The organism is Pseudomonas sp. MPDS (assembly GCF_013283895.1).
In the GTDB taxonomy this organism is placed as follows: domain Bacteria; phylum Pseudomonadota; class Gammaproteobacteria; order Pseudomonadales; family Pseudomonadaceae; genus Aquipseudomonas; species Aquipseudomonas rhizophila.
On the sequence record NZ_CP054128.1, the window covers coordinates 3504886 to 3525692 of the forward strand.

Here is a 20807-nt window from a genome sequence, read left to right on the forward strand (position 1 = left end):
GTCGCGATCTAGAAATGGGTGAAGGTCAGCCCCAGCTTGTAGGTCGGGCCGTATTCTTCGTACTGACCGTTGTAGGCGCGGTGGCCGGTGTAGACGAAATACGACTCGTCGGTGAGGTTCTGGGCTTCCAGGCTCACTTGCAGGTTTTTGGTCAGGGAGTAGCGGGCGCTGAAGTCGACAAAGGTCTGGGCGTCAACGTGCAGGTCATGGTCGCGGTCGCTGATGGACGCCAGCTCATACAGGTAGGCCGACTTGTAATTGGCCGACAGACGCAGGCTCAGCTTGTCGTTTTCCCAACCCAGCATCAGGTTACCCACGGTGTCCGACTGGTTCGGCAGGTCGATGCTGCGCTTGCGTTGTGTTCCGCTGGCCTGATCGAACCCTTCGATCTCGGCGTCCGAGCGACTGAAGGTGGTGTTGGCCCCCAGAAGCAATCCATTCCAGGGGGCTGGCAGCCAGTCGAATTTTTGTGAGTAGGCCAGTTCCAGGCCATAGAGCTTGGCGCTGTCACCATTGGCAAAGCTATGGGCTTCGGAGAAGTCGGCCCAGGCGCCCGTGCCCGCCAGGTCGGTGTTGTAGACGAAGTTCTTGATGTCTTTGTAGAACACGAAAGCCGACACAGTGCCGGCCCGGCCCATGAAATGTTCAATGCCCAGGTCCAGGTTGCTCGACTCCAGGGGTTTGAGGTCCGGGTTGCCGAAGGTCGCCTCGTCATCGTCAATGACAAAACCCGGGGCCAGTTGCCCGAAGGTCGGACGCACCACGGACTTGGTCCAGGCCGCACGCACCTGGGTGTTCTTGTCCAACTGGTAACGCGCGTGCAGGCCCGGCAGCCAGTGGTGATATTTGCGCCGGGTTTGGGTGTCGGTGAACACGCCGTCGGTAACGCCGCTGCCTTTGGCTTCGAACTCCGTGCCTTCATAACGCATGCCGGCGATCAAGCGCCAATCATCGATGTCCACCGTGTTCATCAGGTAGGCGGCGTTGATGTCTTCGCTCATCTGGAAGTCATTGACCCGCGACTCTTGCGCATCAAAGAAGGCGTCGCGGTCCAGACCACCCAACAATTGTTCGATGGCTCCGGCACTGATGCCTGGACCGTAACGGCCGAGACTGTAATCCACGTTGCCCTTCTGGAATTGTCCGAGGTTCAACTGCTCGTCGGTGAACCCCAGATCGTCGAAATCCTCATAGACCCAGGCGTCGAGATCGTTGTCCTTGTCGCGGCGGCTGACTTTGCCGCCGAATTTGACCTGGGAGGCGTAGCCACTGACGTCATAGTCTCTGGCCAGGTCCAGGCGCAGGTTTTTCTCGGTGTCGGTGGTGTTCTGCTGTTCCCAGTCCACCTTGTCCAGGCTGAAGTTGGCCGGATCATAGAACCCCGAACCAATGATCGGCCGCGGTTTGTCGTTGCCGTAGAAGCCCCCCTCGAAACTGTCGATGCCTTCGAATGTGGCACCGGCGATATGACCGGGGCTGTCTTCGCTGGACTTGCTGTAGCCGCCCTGGCCGCTGAGGGTCCAGAGACCGAACATGCGCTCCCCGCCCAGTACATAGGATTGGATCTCCTGGGTTTCTTCGCGCTGCTTGATCTTGCGCTCGCCTTCTGCGGCACCCAGCTCGCCGGCCGCTTGTGGATCCTCGAAAGCCAGGCTGGCGGCATTGCGGGTTTCACTGTCTTTGTAACGACTGTAAAGCGTGCGTAGGTAGTAGCTGCTCAGATCATCAGGCTTGTAGTCGAAGTTCAGCCCGCCGCCGGCGCGCTCCCGACGGATGTCATAGTCGCGTTGTTCGAACTCTTCCAGTCGTGAGCCTTGCTCGAAATCCCAGGCGCCGCCGGTTTCAACGTTGTCCGAGCCAAAATCGCGCTTCTGCCAGCTCAGCGCTGCTGCAACGCCGAAGTTATCGATGCCGTCGCCCAGGCTGAAACGGTCGCTGATAGCGCCAGAGAATTTCGGACTCGTCTGGCCGGTATTCTTGTCGTAGCTGGCTTCGCTGCTGCCGGTGTAGAACAAGCCCTTGTGGTCGAACGCCGAGAGGCTTTTCACGTCGACCGTGCCGCCCAGTGAGTTGGCGTCCATATCCGGCGTCAGGGTCTTGATCACCGACAGCGACTGCACCAGCTCCGCGGGTAGCACGTCCAGGGCAACGGCCCGGCGCTCGCTTTCCGGTGCCGGCACCAGCGTGCCGTTGATGGTCACGCTGTTGAGGTCTGGCCCCAGGCCCCGCACGCTGACAAAACGACCTTCGCCCTGGTCACGTTCGACGCTGATGCCCGGCAGGCGCTGCACGGCTTCGGCGACGTTTTCATCCGGCAACTGCGCCACGCCGTCGGCATGCACCACGCTCTTGATGCTGTCGGCGCTGCGCTGCTCCTTCAGGGCCTGATCGATGCTGGCCGCCTGACCGACCACTTGGACGTGTTCAGTGGTCGTCTGCTCGGCAGCGCTCAGCCGTTCACTGGCAATGGCCATCGCCAACGCGGTGAACGTAAAACCGACGAGCCCGGCAGTGCTTGTGCGGTGATGCATGGTGATCTCCCCCAGGAATCCGAAAATCCGCCAGGCAACGGCCCGGCAACTGGGAGGGCACGCTAGGGGTGGGGGGTGACGGTTCTGTGACAGCGTTTGCCCGCAGGGCCTAAAACACACTGATGTGAGGGGGTTGGCGGACCAGAATGAGCTGAAATGACCTGTTTCCGAGCCGCATAGGCCTTCAGCAGCCGATCACTTTTAGCGAAACGTCGCTCCACACCGCTGTGGGAGCAAAGCTTGCTCGCGATGCAGGCGCCTCGATCCCCTGAAAAACCGCGTCGTCTTCGTCGCGAGCAAGCTTTGCTCCCACAAAATCCCCTCGCCACAATGAGATAAGGGCGATCTCATGCATAAAAATCCGGACAACCAATGAGCTGATTCGACCTCCCCCACCCATTCACCCACCGTCACCGCACTGTCACATCCATCTGCTGTGCTGAGCCGCATTCCGCTTCTGGCAAAGGATTTCGGCCATGTTCTCCGTGCTGCGCCCGCACCGCCTCAAACTCGCCCTGCTTCTGCTGGCGGCCAACCTCGGGCTGATGCTCCACCTGGCCAACGGTGAGCTCAAACCGCTGAGTGAGTGGGTCTGGCTGGATATCCTTGGCGAAGGCGGCTCGGCCTTGCTGGCGCTGGTCTGGCTCGGCCTGGTGCTCAAGAGTCGCCCGGCCGGTCGGGTCACCAACTACCTCGTATGGGGCTTGGGTTGCATCTTTTTTTCCTGGTGGATCGACAGCCTCGACGAGTTCATCCGTTTGCCCGACAGCATCACCTGGGACCACTGGCTGGAGTCCGGGCCGATGCCGGTGGGCATGATTCTGCTGACCCTCGGCATCTATCACTGGCACCGGGAACAACTGGCGATCAACGGACAAATGGAAAAGCGTGAACGGTTGTTCCGCGAGCACCGCCTGTTCGACAAACTCACGCCGCTGGGAGGCGCGGACTTTTTCAGACATGAACTGACGAGCAGCCTGGAGGACAGCCGACGCCGCCAGCAGCCCTTGTCATTGCTGGCCCTGGACCTGGACAACTTCACCGCCATCAATCAGCGCTTCGGTCACGGCGAGGGCGATGCGGTGCTGCAAGCCGTCAGCCAGTTGCTGGTGCTGAACCTGCGCCGTCAGGATCTGCTTTGTCGCCTGGCCGGTGATCGCTTTGTGATCCTGCTGCCCGACACTGGCGAGAGCCAGGCCCGATATCTGGCCGCAGAACTGGCCCACGCGGTTGGCAGCCTGGCCCACAAGACCCGGCAACACGGCGAGCGCTTGCAACTGGCCGCCAGCACCGCCGTGGTGATGGCATTTGACGAGTCGCCGGAGGCCTTGCTCAAACGCCTCAACCTGACGCTGGCCCGATCCCGTTCCACGTTGAAAAGCGCCTGAGGCCGGCCCATGACCCTCAAGACCTGCTGGTATGAAACCGACAGCCGCTTCATTCCGGGGCACTATCAGCCTGCCGCGCTGATCGATCTGGCACTGTCGCGTGACATCGATAGCCACCGCCTGCTGCGTGGCACAGGGCTGTTCCACGACGATATCCTCGCTGGCCAGAGCCGCATCAGCCCGCAACAGTTTCTTGGCCTGATCGACAACAGCCGACGCCTGCTCGATGCCAGTGACAGCAGTTTCCTGTTTGGCCAGCGGCTGCTGCCGGGACATTACGGGCCAGCCAGTCATGCGCTACGCCACGCGCAGAATCTGCATCAGGCCCTGGAAACCCTGATTGACCAGCAAGCACTGCTCAGCCCCCTGGCCGCGCCGCGCCTGTTGTTGGACGAGCACTATGCCTACATCCATTGGCTGGACAGTTGCGGTGCGGATGAACAATGGCGCTTCATACTGGAAGCCAGCATGACTTCGATGGTTGCCATGAGTGCATGGCTGAGCGGCGAACGCCTGCCTTGGCAATGCAGCTTCCGCCATGAGGAGCCGCGTTACGTCGAACAGTACTGGGTGCACCTGGGTGAGCAGACGCAATTCAATCGGCCGCTGGACCTGATGCGCCTGCCCCGCCACTGCCTGGCCCAGCCCTGGCCCAACGTGTCGGCCACCGCCGGCCAGGTGGCGCGGATCGAAGCCCGAGACCAACTCGATCAACTGGGTTTCGCGGCAAGCTTTCTGGACTGCGTCTACGACTACCTGCACAGCCATGTGCAGCAGACGCCCAGCCTGGAACAGATCGCCCAGGCTTTCGCCATGAGCCCGGCGACGCTCAAGCGCAAGCTGCACAAGCACCATACCGGGTTCCAGCAACAGGTGGACCGGGTGCACACCCATGTGGCGTTGTACTTGTACCAGGTCAAGGGGTTCAGCAACGAGGAAGTGGCGCAGTACCTGAACTTCAACGACACGGCGAATTTTCGCCGCTCGTTCAAGCGCTGGACCGGCAGTACGCCGAATCTGATCCGGCAGTTGCTGATGTTGGGGTGAGGAAATTTAGCGAAACTTCGCACCATTGTGGGAGCAAGGTTTGCTCCCACAGATAAATTCCCTGTGGGTTCAGTGCCCGCGAATGTAATGCTCCAGCTGCCGGATCAAATCCGCCTGCTCGACAATCGCCTCCTTCACCAGATCGCCAATGGACAACAACCCCATCAACTGGCCGTTATCCAGCACCGGCAAGTGCCGCAGGTGGCTGTCGGTCATGACTTCCATGCAGCGGTCGATGCTCTGCTGGCTATCGGCGGTGACCACGGGAGCACTCATGACGGTGCGTACCGAAGTGCCCACCGAGGAGCGTCCTTGCAACACCAGCTTGCGCGCATAGTCGCGCTCGCTGAACACGCCAACCACCTGACCGTGTTCGATCACCGGCAACGCGCCGACGTTTTTCTCGGCCATGATCTGCAGCGCTTCGAGCACGGTCTGCTCCGGCGCGATGCTGTGAACCTGCTGGTTCTGCACACTCTTGAGTCTTACCAGTTGAGCGGCTGTTTTCATTGTTGATTCCCAACTTCAGTTAAAGGCAAGCCAATGCACTTAAATTGCCTGATTCATTGTGGCGCCCCGGTCAGAGGCGGATCAGTCTTCGCCAATCTCCACCACATCACCATTCAGGCGCACCGGCCACACCCGCAGACGCTGCTCCGGGTATTCCAGGCAATGGCCGTCTTCCAGGCGGAAATGCTGTTTGTAGAGGGGCGATGCGATCACCAGTTCACCCTTGATGCTGCCCAACAGCCCCCGACCGATCACGTTCGCCCCGGACTTGGGGTCGCGATTGTCGATGGCGTACAACGGTTTGTCCTGCTGTTCGGGCAGGTACAACAGCGCCACCTGGCGGCCGTCATGCCAGGCGACCACGCCGGAGTTGGGCACCAGATCCTCGCGGCTGCACAGGGTACGCCATTGCACGGGACTTTGGGCCGCGTTGCGGGTGGGGATACGAACGACGTTTGACTGGCTCATCAGAGCACCTCCTCGGTGACGGGAATCAGGTGAAGCTCGTGGGCGTGAACCGGCCGGCGCTGGCCGCGTTCCCTGACGAAATGAACATCCGGATCACCGCGACCGTCGTTGACGAAGGTGCGGAAGCGCTTGAGCTTGTCCGGGTCTTTGAGGGCGTTGGCCCACTCGCATTCATAACGATCGACCACCAGTTGCATCTGGGCTTCGAGTTCGGCCCCCAGGCCCAGGCTGTCGTCGATGATGACGTCCTTGAGATAGTCCAGGCCGCCTTCCAGGCTTTCGCGCCAGACCGACGTGCGCTGCAACTTGTCGGCGGTGCGGATGTAGAACATCAGGAAGCGGTCGATGTAGCGGATCAGGGTCGCGTCATCCAGGTCGGTGGCGAACAGCTCGGCGTGACGCGGGCGCATGCCACCGTTACCGGCCACGTAGAGGTTCCAGCCCTTCTCGGTGGCGATCACGCCGACGTCCTTGCTCTGGGCCTCGGCGCACTCGCGGGTGCAACCGGACACCGCGAACTTGAGCTTATGGGGCGAACGCAAACCCTTGTAGCGATCCTCAATGGTCAGGGCCATTTGCACACTGTCCTGCACGCCGTAGCGGCACCAGGTGCTGCCCACGCAGGACTTCACCGTGCGGGTCGACTTGCCGTAGGCGTGCCCGGTTTCGAAACCCGCTTCGATCAGTTCGGCCCAGATATCCGGCAACTGGTGTAACTGGGCGCCGAACAGGTCGATACGCTGGCCGCCGGTGATCTTGGTGTAGAGGTCGTATTTCTTGGCGACCACGCCGATGGCAATCAGCTTGTCGGCGGTGATTTCGCCCCCGGCGATGCGTGGCACCACCGAATAGGTGCCGTTTTTCTGCATGTTGGCCATGAAGGTGTCGTTGGTGTCCTGCAACGGCACCAGGGACGGGTCCATGATCGGCTGGTTCCAGCACGACGCCAGGATCGAGCCCACCGCCGGTTTGCACAAGTCGCAACCGGTGTGCCCGCGGCCGTGCTTGGCCAGTAGCTCGTCGAAGCTGATGATGCCTTCAACCCGCACCAAGGCATAAAGCTCCTGGCGGGTATAGGCGAAGTGTTCGCACAGGCTCTTGTCGACACTGACGCCGCGAGCAATCAGTTCGTGCTCGAACACCTGCTTGACCAGGGCGGCGCAACCCCCGCAACCGGTGCCGGCCTTGGTATCGCATTTCAGTTGCCCAAGGTCGGTGCAGCCGCTGTCGATGGCCGCACAGATCGAGCCTTTGGTGACGTTGTGACACGAGCAGATGGTCGCCGCCGCAGGCAGTGCTGCCGGGCCCAACGTGGGTGCACCTTCGGAACTCGGCAGGATCAGGCCGGCAGCCTCCTTGGGCAACGCGATGCCGTTCTGCATGTATTGCAGCAGGGTGTCGTAGTAGCTGTTGTCGCCCACCAGGACCGCGCCGATCACTCGTTTGCCATCGGCGTCCACCACCAGTCTCCGGTAGCTGGCGCTGGTTTGATCGATGAACTGGAAGCTGCGCGAACCCGGTGTATTGCCGTGGGCATCGCCGATGGAACCTACGTCCACCCCCAGCAACTTGAGCTTGGTGGACATGTCCGCGCCAGTGAACGGCTCGGCGCTTTCACCGCACAAGCGAGCCGCGACGTTGCGGGCCATCTGGTAACCCGGAGCGACCAGGCCGAAGATGCTGCCGTTCCAGGCTGCGCATTCGCCGATGGCGTAGATGTCCGGGTCACTGCTCAGGCAATGGTCATCGATCACCACGCCACCGCGCGGACCGATCTGCAGAGCGCACTGGCGAGCGAGGGCATCCTGGGCGCGAATGCCGGCAGAAAATACGATCAGGTCGGTTTCCAGGAAATCGTCATCGCCGAAATTCATCCGATAACGGTACTGCTCACCGGCGCTGATGGACTGAGTGCCCTTGGACAGATGCACGCCGACGCCCAGTTTTTCGATGCGCGCCTTGAGGGCCAGACCGCCCTGCTCATCCAGTTGTACCGGCATCAATCGTGGGGCGAATTCCACCACATGGGCTTCCAGGCCGAGGGTCTTGAGGGCATTGGCCGCTTCCAGGCCCAGCAGACCACCACCGACCACCACACCCCGGCGGGCGTTGCTTGCAGCGGCACGAATGGCGTCCAGGTCTTGCAGGGTGCGATAGACCAGGCAGGAATCGCCTTCGGCGCCCTGGATCGGTGGCACGAACGGGTAAGAGCCGGTAGCGAGCACCAGTTTGTCGTAGCTGATGCGAGCCTGGGCAGTGACCACCTGGCGCGCCTCGCGATCAATTTCCAGCACCGGCACGCCCAGGTGCAGCGTGACGCCAGGGGTCTGGTACAACGAGGCTTGCCCAAGCGCCAGGGACTCGGCGTCACGGCCAGAGAAATACTCCGACAGATGCACGCGATCATAGGCGCGCATCGGTTCTTCGCTGAACACATGCAGGTGGTAATGATTGAGGGCACCGCGCTCGATCAGTTGCTCGACGCAGTGATGGCCGACCATGCCATTGCCGATCACGATCAGTGTTTGCAGCTTGTTCAGGGAAGCAACGTTGGAATTCATAAAAGCACCCGACAAAAGCCCATCACGGTTTTGAAAGCAAAAAAAAAGACGCCTGAAACCTTGCGGTTCCAGGCGTCTTTGCCTGTTCTGTGCGGTATCGATCCGGCGACTGCGCCCCGATCTACCGTTACCCCCGGCCTGCTGGCTCTCGATCTTCGTTGACCGACAGGGTTGCCCACTTGAATGTATTTACAGTGGGCCTGAACAGCCTCTTGCAGCGAGCGTGCCAAGCCTTTGTCTGCCTCCCTGAAGTCATAGACCCAACGCTGCTTGCAACCCTCGAAAATCCCTGTGGGCGCGGGCTTGCCCGTGAAAAAGGCCGTCCAGTCACCTCATGCTTATAAGCGCTCGCCTGACGCCTCCATGCGCGGACGATTGCCTTGCCATGGTGCGACCCATCGCCTGCGGCTTCATAAAAGTGCAGTGACTGGGCTGACGCTATCGCGAGCAGGCTCGCTCCCACAGGGGGGCTCGGGCCATTCGCGATGGGGAAGGTTCAGGTTGCGCCGATGCGGGTGGCTCTATCCACCATCGCCACGATGGTCACAAAGAGCTCTTGCTTGGCCTCGGCGGCGCTGACTTCCCCGGTGGCAGCGGCATTGGACAGGGCCTCTGCCGCACCCAGCATCGCCCGCAGACTCGCCTGGGTGATGGCCCGTGTACCGGCGAACGGTTCCAGGACGGTTCGGCACTTGTCCAGGAAAATCGCCTCATATTCGCGCTTGATGCGCTCCAGTTCTGGCGAACTGGTCAGCGCCGCAATCACCCCCGGGATCTCCCGGCCTTGCAGCAGGACGCATTCGACAAACGAAGCAGCAATCACCTCCGCGCGGCTTTGCAGTGTCGGTTCGCTCGCTTCCAGGGCGGCGTCCATGAGCGCCGTCTGACGGGCATCGAAATCCTGATAGAGCGCCGCCAGCAGCCCGGACCGAGTGGTGAAGTGGTCATACACGATGGGTTTGGTTACCCCCGCCTGTTCGGCGAGGCGGGCCAGGGTCAGCGCTTCGCTGCCCTCCTCTCGCACCAGCCGCCAGGCGACATCCAACAGCTGCCGTTGCCGATCCTCGCGAGACAAGCGTCGACGGGGAGCAGCTGTAGATCGCGAATTTTCATCAAGGCTTGACATGCTAACTTTACCAACCGTAACTTACTAAAGGTAACTTAACCAAGCATACCTGCTTGATACCGGTCATTGCCATGAGGAGTTTTGCCATGCACGCACTCATCGTTGTCGCTCATCACGATCCCCACTCCCTTACCCACGGCCTCGCGAAAAAAATCGCCCAAGGCCTGACCCAGGCCAATCCCGCCGATACGTTCGAGATCGCCGACCTGGCCGCCGAAGGCTTCGATCCGCGGTTCAGTTTCGCCGATCACGCGGTACACCACCGCGAGGCCTCACCGCCCATGGACGTTTTGGCCGAACAAGCCAGAATCGACCGCGCAGATGCGCTGGTGCTGGTGTATCCCATTTACTGGTGGTCGATGCCAGCATTGCTCAAAGGGTGGATCGACCGGGTGTTTTCCAACGGCTGGGCGTTCGATTTCAGCCTCGATAAACCCTTTATCAAAAAACTGCAGCGTTTGCAGGTGCATCTGGTGGCCCTGGGCGGGGCTGATGAGGGTACGTTCCTGCGCCACGGTTATGGCCAGGCGATGACCGCGCAAATCGACCACGGCATCTTTGATTACTGCGGCGCCCGGGTGGTCAGTTCCCAACGTTTGCTCGACTCGGAAACCCTCGAACCGGCGCTTCACCTGGCCACTGCCTATGACCTTGGCCGGCGGCTGTTCCCGCAGTGCGAGAAGACTGCACAGGTTCAAGCCAGCAGCGAGTGCGCCTGACCGCCATCAGAGCACGCTGCCCTTGGCGGCAGCGAGGACCTGATCACGCTTGTAGATATCCGGGATGTACACCGCCTGCCCCTGGCTGTCGGCTTGCACTGTCCAGTAGCCCAACAGAATCGGCACCGGCCTGGCCAGCCTGAACTCATGAGTCAGCCCGCTGGCCAGCAGCGTGTCGGTGCGCAGACGTTCAGCCGGGCTCACCAACCAGTCGCGCAACTGCATGGCCTGTTCGACTCGCACACACCCCGAACTGAACGCCCGCGGTTCCTTGCTGAACAGTGACTGGCTGGGCGTGTCATGCAGGTACACGGAAAACGGATTGGGGAAGCGGATCGCCATTTTACCCAGTGGGTTTTGCGGACCGGGGTCCTGGCGCAGCATGAGGCCGCCGGGATGCTCCCAATCGATGTCCTGGGCCAGTAACGGCAAGCCATCGCGATCGATCACCCTCAGGTTGTGTCGACTCAAGAACTCTGGGTCGCGACGAATCTCAGGCAGTTTGTCTTCACGCATGATAGTCGGGGGGATGGTCCAGGTCGGGTTAAGTGTCAGTCGTGTCACTCGGGACTTGAGCAATGGGGTTTCCCGGTCCGCGCGGCCCACTTGGGTGCGGGTTTGCCAGACCGCTGCGCCGTCCTGGTAGACCGTCAACCGGGCCGCCGCCACATTGACCAGTACGCTGTCCGGCTCCAGGTCCCGGGCCAGCCAGCGCATGCGCTCCAGATTGACGCGCAACTGCTCGCGCCGCATGAACGGGCTGATGTTCAGCTCCGTCACCGTCCATGGCCCCACTACCCCATCGGCTTGCAGCGAATGGTGAAGCTGGAAGCTTTTCATCGCCGCCACCAAGTCGGGGTTGTAGTGATCGTCGACGATCACGGGGGGTGCGCTGAAATAGCCTTCGCTGAACAATCGCTGGGCCAGGGCCGGTACGCGGGCGTCCCGCTTGTCCGGGTGCAACAACGGGCCGCCGGGCACCGGTTGCCATTCGGGCAAGGGCTGTTGCCGTTGCCGGGCGTAAAGTTCACGCAAGTTGCGATACAGCGCCAGGCTCGGCCGGGCCTGCTCAAAGGCCTCGTCCAAGTCGTGCAGGCCCGACCCGGCAATGGCCAACACCTCGACCTGACGATCCTGCGGCAGCGGGTCGGCCTTCCACACCGGCTCCAGGCGGTCCTGAGGCAGGTATCCGAAACGCAGCTCATACAGCGCTTGCAAGTAGCGCTGACTGATGGCGATGTCTACACAATGGGGGTTTTGGGCGGTTCCTTCTGCGGGCAAGCTGTAGCGTGCCGGGTCCAGTCCGTCGTCGGCCAGTTGCTGCAACTGTGCCTGCAACGCCATCCGTCGCTCATCGTCCGACCAGACGTCCTGGCCTGCGTTTTGCTCGTAGAACGCCTGCAAACTCATCATCGTCGGAAAGTCGACGCCTGCGGCCAGCTCGGGACAGTTGACCGACAGCTGGGCCAAGGTGGTTTGCACCAATGCCGGATCGCTTTGCTCGGCTGTTGCGACCCATGGCGCAGTGAGCAATAAAACGCTCAGGTAACATGCGGACTTTTTGAACAACTGCTTTACTCCAATCCATGGCCGTCCCGTTGACGGTCAACTTTGCGACAGGTACGACCCGCCATCATGCAAACAAACCAAATCGGACGGGATGCCGCAAACAAACACCACCGTGGGAATTTTCCATCTTCAGCAAGCCTCTTGCGCCGACTCTGCCTGGTCATCACCGGCCTTGGCGTGATGTGCAGCCCGGCGCTGGCCGACAAAGGAAATTCTCAGCCGCTTTACAACAGCCTCACCCACGCGGCGCCGGAACTCAATCCCCAAGCGCTCAAAAGTGCCTTGAGCGCCATGCAATGCGCTGTCGCCAACGGCGCTCGCCCAGCCCGCCACCTGGCGGTCATCGACTACTCGCAACCTTCCACGGCCCGTCGCCTGTGGATCTTCGACCTGCGCCAGAAGAAGCTGGTATTGCGCGATCTGGTGGCCCACGGGCAAAAATCCGGGGAAAACTTCGCCACGCAGTTCTCCAATCGCCTGGGCAGTTTCCAGTCGAGCCTGGGACTGTTTCGCACTCAGGAAAGTTATCAGGGCGCCCATGGATACTCGTTGCGCATGGACGGTCTGGAGCCGGGCTTCAATGACCTGGCCCGCGACCGCGCGATCGTGATCCACGCCGCCGATTATGTGAACCCGTTGTGGAGCGTGCGTCAGGGGCGCATCGGCCGCAGCCTGGGCTGCCCTGCCGTCCGCCCGCAGGTGGCGCGCAAGGTGATCGACAAACTTAAAGACGGGCAATTCATGTTTTCCTGGTACCCGGACCCGAGCTGGCTCAAGCGTTCGGCCTACCTCAACTGCCAGCCGCAACAGGTTGCGAGCATTTTGGCTACTAGCGGCAGTTAGGTAGCACCTTTGTGGCGAGGGGATTTAGCGAAACGTCGCACCGCCCCGCTGGGCTGCGAAACAGCCCCAATGCAGCAGACTCCATCTTCCTGGCACACCGAGTTGGCAGCCAGCGGGGATAAATCCCCTCGCCACAGATTGCACCTGCTGAAAGGCTGGTTAAAATGCCGGCCTTTCGCATTGCTGGCCTTGTCCGATGAACCCTGAAGCTCTTCAAACCCTGCAGACCCATTTACTGACGGCCCTGACCTCGGTGCCGGAAGAAACCCGGCGCCTGTTCCATGGCCGCGGTCGCTGCTGGCCGGGGTTGGAGCAGATCACCGTCGACTGGCTACAAGGGGTGATGCTGGTTTCGTTGTTCAAACAGCCTGAGCCGACGCAGTTGGACAATCTGATGTCCATGCTGCTCGCCCTCACCGTTACCCCGGCCTGGCAACAGAGCAAGGCCCATACGCTGGCCGTGCAACACCGTTACCTTCCCGACAGCCTTACCCAGTGGCTGGTGGGTGAGGCTCTGGACGAATGGACCTTGGTCGAAGGCGGCTTGCGCTATCGGATCGACCTGGGCAAGAAGCAGAACAACGGTCTTTTCCTCGACATGCGCTACGGCCGCGACTGGGTTCGCGCCAACGCCAGCGGCAAGCGAGTGTTGAATCTGTTTGCCTACACCTGCGGTTTTTCCGTGGCAGCCATCGCCGGCGGTGCACAGCATGTGGTCAACCTGGACATGTCGCGCGCGGCCTTGAGTCGTGGCCGCGACAACCATCGCCTGAACGGCCATGACCTGAGCCAGGTGAGTTTTCTTGGCCACGACTTGTTCAAGTCATGGGGCAAGGTGATCAACAGCGGCCCTTATGACCTGGTCATCATCGATCCCCCCACCTTTCAGAAAGGCAGCTTCCTGCTGACCAAGGACTATCAGCGAGTCCTGCGGCGCTTGCCGGAACTGTTGTGCGCCACTGGCACGGTCCTGGCCTGCAGCAACGACCCGGCCACCGGCCCGGACTTCCTCATCGACGGCGTCACCCGCGAAGCGCCTGGCCTGAAGTTCGTGGAACGCCTGGCCAATCCCCCGGAGTTTCCCGACGCGGATATGGAGTGCGGCTTGAAGGCATTGGTGTTCACCCGCGACGATGGCTGCGCCGTGTAACGATGCCTGATGCGCCCCTTTGCAAGGGCGCTGTGGCGAGGGGATTTACGCCCTCGCCACAGCTTCGCGGCAGGTGTGCCGGCACAGGTTATTGCGGTCGCAGCGACCACCAAGGGGTGACCAGGCCAGTGGTTATCCGATGCACCATGGCCTCGACTTCCCGGCTCTTGACCGAACGGTAGATCGCCATGGTGCGCCGAAACTGGTCTTCGGTGAGCATCACCGGCTCGCCTGCGGCCCAGTTCACATCCGCTACGGCCTCGAGCCTCACCCGATACCACATCGTCCCTGTGGGCTGGGTGATTGACTCCAGGGCGCTGGGCAGGTCGGCGTCCGGTTGCGCCAGGTTATCCAGCAATACCTGCGGCCAATGGGAGGGATCCACCGGCTCGCTGAAGGCATCCACCAGGTTTTCCTCCACCGTGTCCCAGATGGCCAGGCCGTCGAGCCAATCGCGAGACATCAACCCCAGATACGGGCGCCAGGCCAGTTCCCCTACGCGGGGCGTTTGATCATTGCTGTTGAATGTGTCCTGTGCGTCACTGAGCCAGTTGATGAAACCCTCACGGGTCATCGCGGCCCGGTGTTGCACAAGCTCGGGATATCGGCCGCTTAACACCTGGCCCCAATAGTCATAATGGTTGGTCAGGAACCTCGCAAAGTGTATGCCCTGGGGTTCGAGGCGGGCACGCTGAACCGAACCGAACATGAGGAAATGCAGCTCCAGCTCGGCAACGTCTGGTGTTTGCCTGTCCAGAACCCGTGCTTGCAAGCGGGTACGCAGTTGGGCCAATTGCTGGTCGAAATCTGCGATACGCCCCGACAGCTCGGTATAAAGGTCGGGGTAGCCAGTGTAGTACTGCAGGATACCGGCAGCCCTCTGACGCTCTCCCAGGGCCAGGCCGCCTGGTTGATCGGCGTCTGCGTCACGGATGGCGCCGCAGAACCAATCGATGAAGCGTCGCCCTCCGGCATCGTCGCGAGCCACTTCCAATGCACTCTTGAGGTCGGGGAAGTCACGGAGCCAGTCATCGACGGTGTAGCGAAAGGCCTCGGGGTCCAATGCGCGAAGGGCGCGGATCTGGGCGCTGGGCAGTGGATTATCTTCGAGCCAGAGCCCAAGGGTGTTCGTCTTCGGCATGTTGCCAAGGGCAGGAATCAGATCATCCTGGATGTTGCTGATGCGATTGCCCTTGAGGTCGAGGAAGATCGGATCGGATGAAGGCCTGGCCAACAGCGCCAGGGCCAATGCCGGTACCCGATCGAGCCCCGCGTTGGCCAGTTCCAGCTCCTTGAGGTGCGCAAGCTCCGGCAGATCGGGTAATTCCCGACAGTTGTTACCGCTCAAGCGCAGGTCCTCCAGGGCCGTGGCGGCACGCAAGAATGCACTGCCCTGTTCATCCAGGCGAAGGCCACAACGAACCAGGTCCAGCGCTTGCAATCCTGGTAAAGCGGTGATGGCCTCCAGCTCCTGGGGGGTGAAATGCAAGTTGTCGGACCAGACCAGTTCACGCAGGGACGGCAACTCAGCCAGGCGGCCGATGGCCGCGACCATATTGGCACTGGCCACGGGGTCCGAGCCACTGCTCACCTCGGACAGCTGCAGCTCTCGCAAACCAGTAGCACGGTCGGCGCCGATCAAGGGGGCAAAGGTGTCCGCATTCATATTGAGCGGATTTCTGCCCAATGACAGCTCCTCCAGAGAGCGAAACTCACCCGCCGCTACCGGCACGGCGGTGAGCTCATTGCCATGCAGGCGCAGCGTGTCGATATTGGGAAACAACCTCAGGAAATTCGAAGGGTCTTCGCTCAGCCCCAGATGAGCCAACGTCAGCTCTTCAATATGCTCGAAACGTGCGCTGATGGGAGGAAGCCGGCCGATGTTCAACCCCGACAGACGTAGAGTCAGCTCGCTATCCTCCCTGAGCGGATCCGGCTCACGGCGCCAGGCGCGACGGATCTCCTGCGCCACCTCCCTGCGCATGGCGATGGTATCTGCACGGGTATATTCGCTCTCGACGGGGTGATGAACCCCCTCATGGACCTCCCACTGACGCAGGCCTTCGTCCAGCGTTGCCCAATCGTTGCTCAACCGGGTCACCAGGGTGTCCAGGCTGATGCCTTCGCGCCTGGCCTGATCGGCCAGGCTACGCTGAAGCCTGGCCAGCGATTCCCCGGCATAGTAGGGAAACAGGCGTTCAAGACGCCCTTCCACACGGTGGCGCCAGCCCTGCAAAGGAAGTTTCCCGCGCCCACTGAGCGGATAACCCAGGCGTCCGTTCTGCCATTGCAGGGCAGCTGCGTCGTTGCCCGTGCGTTTGAGCGACAGGTACGTACGCAGCCTCTGGCGATCGCCAAGGGCTTGCTCCACCAGCACCTTGCGAAGGTTGGTCGACGCCCAGATGTTCAAGCCGAGCGCATTGCGGGCCTCATCCGGCATGGCTCTGAGCAGCGCCTCTTCGAGGCTCGAATCCCCAGCCAGCTCATTTCCCCTTTCGTCGAAGGGATGGTATTTCCCGCCGTCCTGGCGGATGACTTTCAAGGGGCCGTTCTCTCCCACCTCGAGCGGAGCCAACAACTTGTCCGACAACAGCCGCAGGTGCAACCGGCCTTGCAGTTGCGGCGCATTGCCAAGCAGGCCTATGACAATGCGGTCCCGGTCCGCGCTGCTTTCACCCCGCTCAAGATCGCGCAAGGCTCGAGTCAGGCGCAGCTCAGTCAGGGCTTCTACGCATTGTTTACCCAGGCGTCCCGTCACCCGGCCTGCTTGCAGCCGCACCCGGTCCTGGCCCTGAGACTGCCGGGCAAGCTCGTTGGCGATGGATTCAGGCAGCCCGGAAAAAGCCCGAACTATCGGAGCGGCCAACGGATCGAGCCGGGTGGACGAGGCCATGCCAGCAGTCACCTGCGTAACATTGCGCTCAAGATAATCGGCCCAGCGGCTGGCCAACAACCGACTGCTTTCCACCGGGCGCAGGCCGATAGAACTCTGCCCCAGCAGCACGCGCTGTTCGTCCGCGCGAAGGCCGGCCAGGATACGCTCCGCCCAGGCATGATGCTCCAGGTCCGCTTTGTCCAGATCGAGAAAACGCGTGGTGGCCCTGTCGCCCACGGAGTGAACCTGCTCGCCATCGTGCAAGCGCAGCGTCATGTCCGCAGGCCAACCGGGCAAATCCACAAGGGTTTGCGTGACTTGAATGTGCGCGCTCCCGGGTGCTTCACCCGCGCGCAAGCGTCCAACGGTCTGCTGCACCCATTGCCAGTTGCGTGCCTCAGCGAGGGCATCGGCGAATATGGCCGGCATTGGCTGCCCGCCTACTTGCAGGTAGCGCAGATGCGCCTCGCTGATACCGACCTGCTGCTGTACGGCCAGGAGCATAGCGTCGTCCAGCTCGGCGGGCGTCTCGGCAAAGTTGCGCAGCAACTCCAGATTGCTTCGCTGCAAGGGATTGCGGTGTGCCCATTGCCAGCCGCGCGCGCGGCTCCACTCCAGAGGCGGGGTCACGCCTCGGTGACCGGCAGGCAGGCGCAGCCCCAGGGCCTCGCCGGTGCCTTGCACCTCGAAATAACGACCATCGATCCGCACCCATGCCTCGTCTGGCGTACGCCAGACACCCCAGGCGTCCTGCTCGGCCTCCACAGGCGGCAAGCGCCGCGCCTGGAAGGGCGTGACATCGCCATTCCACAGCCGCGTCGTGCCGTCATGCACGGGCATGGGTTCAACAGCTCCGCCGATGAAACCCAGATAGGCACCTTGGGCGACCCCGAACAGCACGTTGAAGATGTGATTGATGCCTTCTTGCGCGTGGCCTTCGTTGAGCGCCTGGATACCTTCAAAGAACTCATACACCAGGCGCACCCCGCCCACCGCCGCCGCAGCCATCCCCATGGGAGCGCAGAACGGAATGAAGCTGACAGCCAGCATCAATGAACGCTCGGCAAGGCCTTCCCAATACTCCAGGCGTGCCAGCAATGCCTGCCAGTCCTGGTCCCGGGTCGAGATCATCAGCGCCGAGGCATTGCTCAGGGTGTGGGTGCGCCATTCGTGATAGCGATCATTCCAGTGATCCTCGCGAACATCGCTAAGGGTCCAGGGGACGTGGGGAACAGGCACGCGAATGCGCCGGGGATTACCCTCCTCGCCAAGCTCGCCTTCACGCCAACCCACAATACGCGCGTGGATTTCCTGGAAAAGGTTGAGGTTGTCTTTTATCTCCCACTCCACTTGGTCATGCAGGGCCTCACCTAAGCGGGCCTGCAAGCGTACCGGCAGGTAACGCATCAGGCTCTGGCGGTAACTGCGTTTGCGCACCAGTTCGGTCAGCTTTGCGGCCATGGCCTGCAGGCTGGGAAATTGCCTGATCGGGGCCACTACGTCATAGGGCAGGTGCAAGACGACCGGGCGAACGCCTTTTGCGTCCCCTTTCAGCCCCCAATACACCCGTGCGCCGAACAACGGCGCAGACAGCACCTCCAGGCCCTTGACCTCACACGCCAGGGAAGCCACCGGACGATCTTCGAGGCGCACCCCGACATAGGCCAACAGTCGCTCGCCAGTCTCGTCCAGGCGTCCATCCAGCTTCGCCTCGTACGCGTCATAGGCGAGCAGACTGCGCGCGTAGGCCATATAGGCGTCAGCCACGACAGGAACCTCGTCGCCGATAGGCGGCAGGCGTTGCTTGAGCAGACGCTGGTAGGCACCGCCCACATCCACCTGCCGACAGACTCGGGCAAAACTGGCAGGGGTCGTGGGCAATGCCGTGGTGTCTGACGGCGCGCCCCAACGGTAAAACTCTCCAGGCTTGCCCTTGATGAAAAGCTCGCCGGTTTTATCGAAAGAACTGCCGGTGGCCGCATCAGCAGGAGGAAAGTTGCGCATGGCGGCCTCCACCACCGACAGAGAGGGGCCGAAGTGCTCGCGCCTGACCCTTGCCCGCCGGACTGCGTCGCAAACACTGCCGCGGCCATTGATCGGGCGCCAGGCCTGCATGGGTGGCTGAGCCTGTAGCAAATCGAGTGTGAAGGGTTCCGGCGCTGGCAGGTCGATAAGCAGTGCGTTCAGCGCATCGCTGTCGCGCTGCAATTGCTGGGCAAGGACCTTGAAACGCTCTTGGCGGTGGCGCGAAGCTTGTTTCAACCAGGCCGGTAGCCTGGCCTGGATGAAATCGATATGGGAATCGACAGTGGACATGATGGACCTCCTTCCTTGGGGTCGATTAAGCATCTGAAATTTTGAAATACGCTAAGCCGGGGCGTGGGCGATCCTCTCCAAAATGAGCTTGTTTTTAAACCGCCCAACCGTTGCAAGGGTTTGCAGGTTCCATGGCCAGTCGCTGACAGGTCTGCATCAGATGCTTGCGTCTGATCAGGATCACACCACCAACGTCAACCACGCCGACATCAGCAACAACACCGCCATGATCCGATTGAACCGCCCCATGGCCACGGTGGATCGGCAGAATCTGGCGGCGCCGAGGCCCAGATACGCCCAGGCGGTCATGCATGGGATCGAAATCGCGAAGAACGCCAGGGACAGCCAGAGCACCCGCACGGTGCGGTCGGCCTCGGTGCCGGCGAAGACGCTGACCACCGCCAATGCCATCATCCAGGTCTTGGGATTGACCAACTGCAAACCGGCCGCCCCCGCCAACCCAAGACGCGGACCCTCAATGGGTCGTTCAGGGTCGATGGCCTGGACTGGCGTGCTGAATATTTGCCAGGCCATCCAGCTCAACCAGGCAATTCCGGCCCATGACAGCAAAGTCTGGAGCGTTGCATGACGGGCCAGCACATCGCCCAATCCGGTGCCCACCAACAACACCAACAAGGCTGCGGCGGCGCAGGCGCCGAGGATGATTGGCAAGGTGGTCGCCAGGCCAAAGCGCGAGCTGTGGCTCAGCACCAGGATATTGGTCGGGCCCGGGGTGATGGAGGCAACAAAGGCGAACAAGGCGAACGGCAGCAACTGGTCCATGGAGCAACATCTCGGTGAATGATCGTAGCCTGATCATCCCCACCCAACCGCGCTCAGTCTGGAACGTTTGAGCAACGCTTGCGGTAGTCCGCCGGGCTCAGGCGATAGGCGCGCTGGAACCAGCGACCCAAATGACTCTGGTCGGCAAAACCGAGTATCGCCGCCACCGCCACCGCGCTTTCGCCACGGGCCAGCAAGCGCCGGGCCCGGGCCAGGCGTAACTGGATCAGATAGGCATGGGGGGCGAGACCGAACGCGGCCTTGAAGGCCCGGGTCAGGCGAAAACGGTCCACCCCGGTGACCCGTGCCAGGTCATCCAGCCCGATGTCTTCACTCAGATGACTGTGCAGATAATCACGGGCCTGCTGCGCCACCAATGGCAGGCGCGGATCGGGATTGATCCGCGCACGCCAGTGCAGGTGCTGGGTCAGGTTGGCCAGCAAGGTGTCGAGGGCCGTCTGGCGCACGATGCGCATCTCCTGCTGATGCAAACTCTGGAACGCCATGGCCGTGGCGCTCGCCAGCCGCGCATCGTCGGCCAGGGTGGCGGCAAATCCCAGCTGTGCATTATCCGGAGCCACGTCGAACAACGACCGCAGTTCGCGCTCCAGCCACTGTGGCTCGAGGTACAACGTGCGATAGGTGAAACCGCTGGCGTGGGGCGCGTTGCCGTCATGCAACTCCCCAGGCTCGAGCAGAAACACCTTGCCCGGCGTGCTGTTGTGCTGCTGGCGGCGACAATGGAACTGCTGCACGCCCTGTTCGGTCACGCCCACCAGATAGGCGTCGTGCCAATGGGGATCGTAGGCATGTCCCTCGAAATGCGCGCGCACGGTCTCGATGCCGGACGTGGGGTCCTGCTTGAGATCGATCCAGTTGCGCGTTGTCATGGGCAGTCTCGTTTTTGTGTATCAGCACGAG

At 61.7% G+C, this 20807-nt stretch carries 14 protein-coding genes; 5 read left to right on the plus strand and 9 right to left on the minus strand.

The genetic code is table 11. The features are described 5' to 3' along the window. Positions 1–8: 8 nt before the first annotated feature. Positions 9–2531, minus strand: a complete 2523-nt coding sequence (locus tag HQ912_RS15420; protein WP_047226516.1) for a TonB-dependent receptor — start codon at positions 2529–2531, stop codon at positions 9–11. A 476-nt stretch (positions 2532–3007) separates the two neighbouring features. On the opposite strand from HQ912_RS15420, the gene HQ912_RS15425 reads away from it, so the two are divergent. Then, positions 3008–3919 (plus strand): GGDEF domain-containing protein, encoded by a 912-nt coding sequence (locus HQ912_RS15425; protein ID WP_173406989.1) that lies wholly within the window; start codon positions 3008–3010, stop codon positions 3917–3919. Positions 3920–3928: 9 nt separating this feature from the next. Then, positions 3929–4966: an AraC family transcriptional regulator gene (locus tag HQ912_RS15430; RefSeq protein WP_047226519.1), complete on the plus strand. Its 1038-nt coding sequence runs from the start codon at positions 3929–3931 to the stop codon at positions 4964–4966. Positions 4967–5035: 69 nt separating this feature from the next. Here the strand turns inward: HQ912_RS15430 and HQ912_RS15435 are convergent, their stop codons facing one another. From HQ912_RS15435 to HQ912_RS15450, 4 genes are all read right to left on the minus strand, one after another. Beyond that, positions 5036–5476 carry a CBS domain-containing protein gene (locus HQ912_RS15435; RefSeq protein ID WP_047226520.1) on the minus strand — a complete coding sequence of 147 codons (441 nt, stop codon included), beginning with the start codon at positions 5474–5476 and terminating at the stop codon, positions 5036–5038. Between the two features lie 81 nt (positions 5477–5557). Next, complete coding sequence (gene nirD, locus HQ912_RS15440; RefSeq protein ID WP_047226521.1) at positions 5558–5944, minus strand: nitrite reductase small subunit NirD; 387 nt, start codon at positions 5942–5944, stop codon at positions 5558–5560. Next, complete coding sequence (nirB, locus tag HQ912_RS15445; protein WP_047226522.1) at positions 5944–8505, minus strand: nitrite reductase large subunit NirB; 2562 nt, start codon at positions 8503–8505, stop codon at positions 5944–5946. The genes nirD and nirB overlap by 1 nt, the downstream gene beginning before the upstream one ends. Positions 8506–9001: 496 nt before the next feature. Beyond that, positions 9002–9631 (minus strand): TetR/AcrR family transcriptional regulator, encoded by a 630-nt coding sequence (locus HQ912_RS15450; protein WP_173406990.1) that lies wholly within the window; start codon positions 9629–9631, stop codon positions 9002–9004. A gap of 86 nt (positions 9632–9717) precedes the next feature. On the opposite strand from HQ912_RS15450, the gene HQ912_RS15455 reads away from it, so the two are divergent. After that, positions 9718–10350, plus strand: coding sequence for an NAD(P)H-dependent oxidoreductase (locus HQ912_RS15455; protein WP_173406991.1), 633 nt, complete (start codon positions 9718–9720; stop codon positions 10348–10350). 6 nt (positions 10351–10356) lie between these two features. Here HQ912_RS15455 and HQ912_RS15460 read toward each other — a convergent pair whose 3' ends face one another. Continuing rightward, a complete protein-coding gene (locus HQ912_RS15460) occupies positions 10357–11919 on the minus strand; it encodes a murein L,D-transpeptidase (protein ID WP_173406992.1) in 1563 nt (520 codons plus the stop codon). Between the two features lie 180 nt (positions 11920–12099). Here HQ912_RS15460 and HQ912_RS15465 point away from each other — a divergent pair, with 180 nt between their 5' ends. Together HQ912_RS15465 and HQ912_RS15470 are read left to right on the plus strand one after the other, a co-directional pair. After that, on the plus strand, positions 12100–12762 hold the full coding sequence (locus HQ912_RS15465) for a murein L,D-transpeptidase catalytic domain family protein (RefSeq protein WP_047226636.1): 663 nt from the start codon (positions 12100–12102) through the stop codon (positions 12760–12762). 196 nt (positions 12763–12958) lie between these two features. Continuing rightward, positions 12959–13912 (plus strand): class I SAM-dependent methyltransferase, encoded by a 954-nt coding sequence (locus HQ912_RS15470; protein ID WP_173406993.1) that lies wholly within the window; start codon positions 12959–12961, stop codon positions 13910–13912. Between the two features lie 88 nt (positions 13913–14000). Here the strand turns inward: HQ912_RS15470 and HQ912_RS15475 are convergent, their stop codons facing one another. The 3 genes from HQ912_RS15475 to HQ912_RS15485 form a co-directional block, all read right to left on the minus strand. Continuing rightward, positions 14001–19103 (minus strand): dermonecrotic toxin domain-containing protein, encoded by a 5103-nt coding sequence (locus tag HQ912_RS15475; protein WP_173406994.1) that lies wholly within the window; start codon positions 19101–19103, stop codon positions 14001–14003. 180 nt (positions 19104–19283) lie between these two features. Beyond that, positions 19284–19886: a LysE family translocator gene (locus tag HQ912_RS15480; protein WP_139050347.1), complete on the minus strand. Its 603-nt coding sequence runs from the start codon at positions 19884–19886 to the stop codon at positions 19284–19286. Between the two features lie 53 nt (positions 19887–19939). Further along, positions 19940–20776, minus strand: coding sequence for an AraC family transcriptional regulator (locus HQ912_RS15485; RefSeq protein ID WP_076384954.1), 837 nt, complete (start codon positions 20774–20776; stop codon positions 19940–19942). Between the last annotated feature and the right edge of the window lie 31 nt (positions 20777–20807).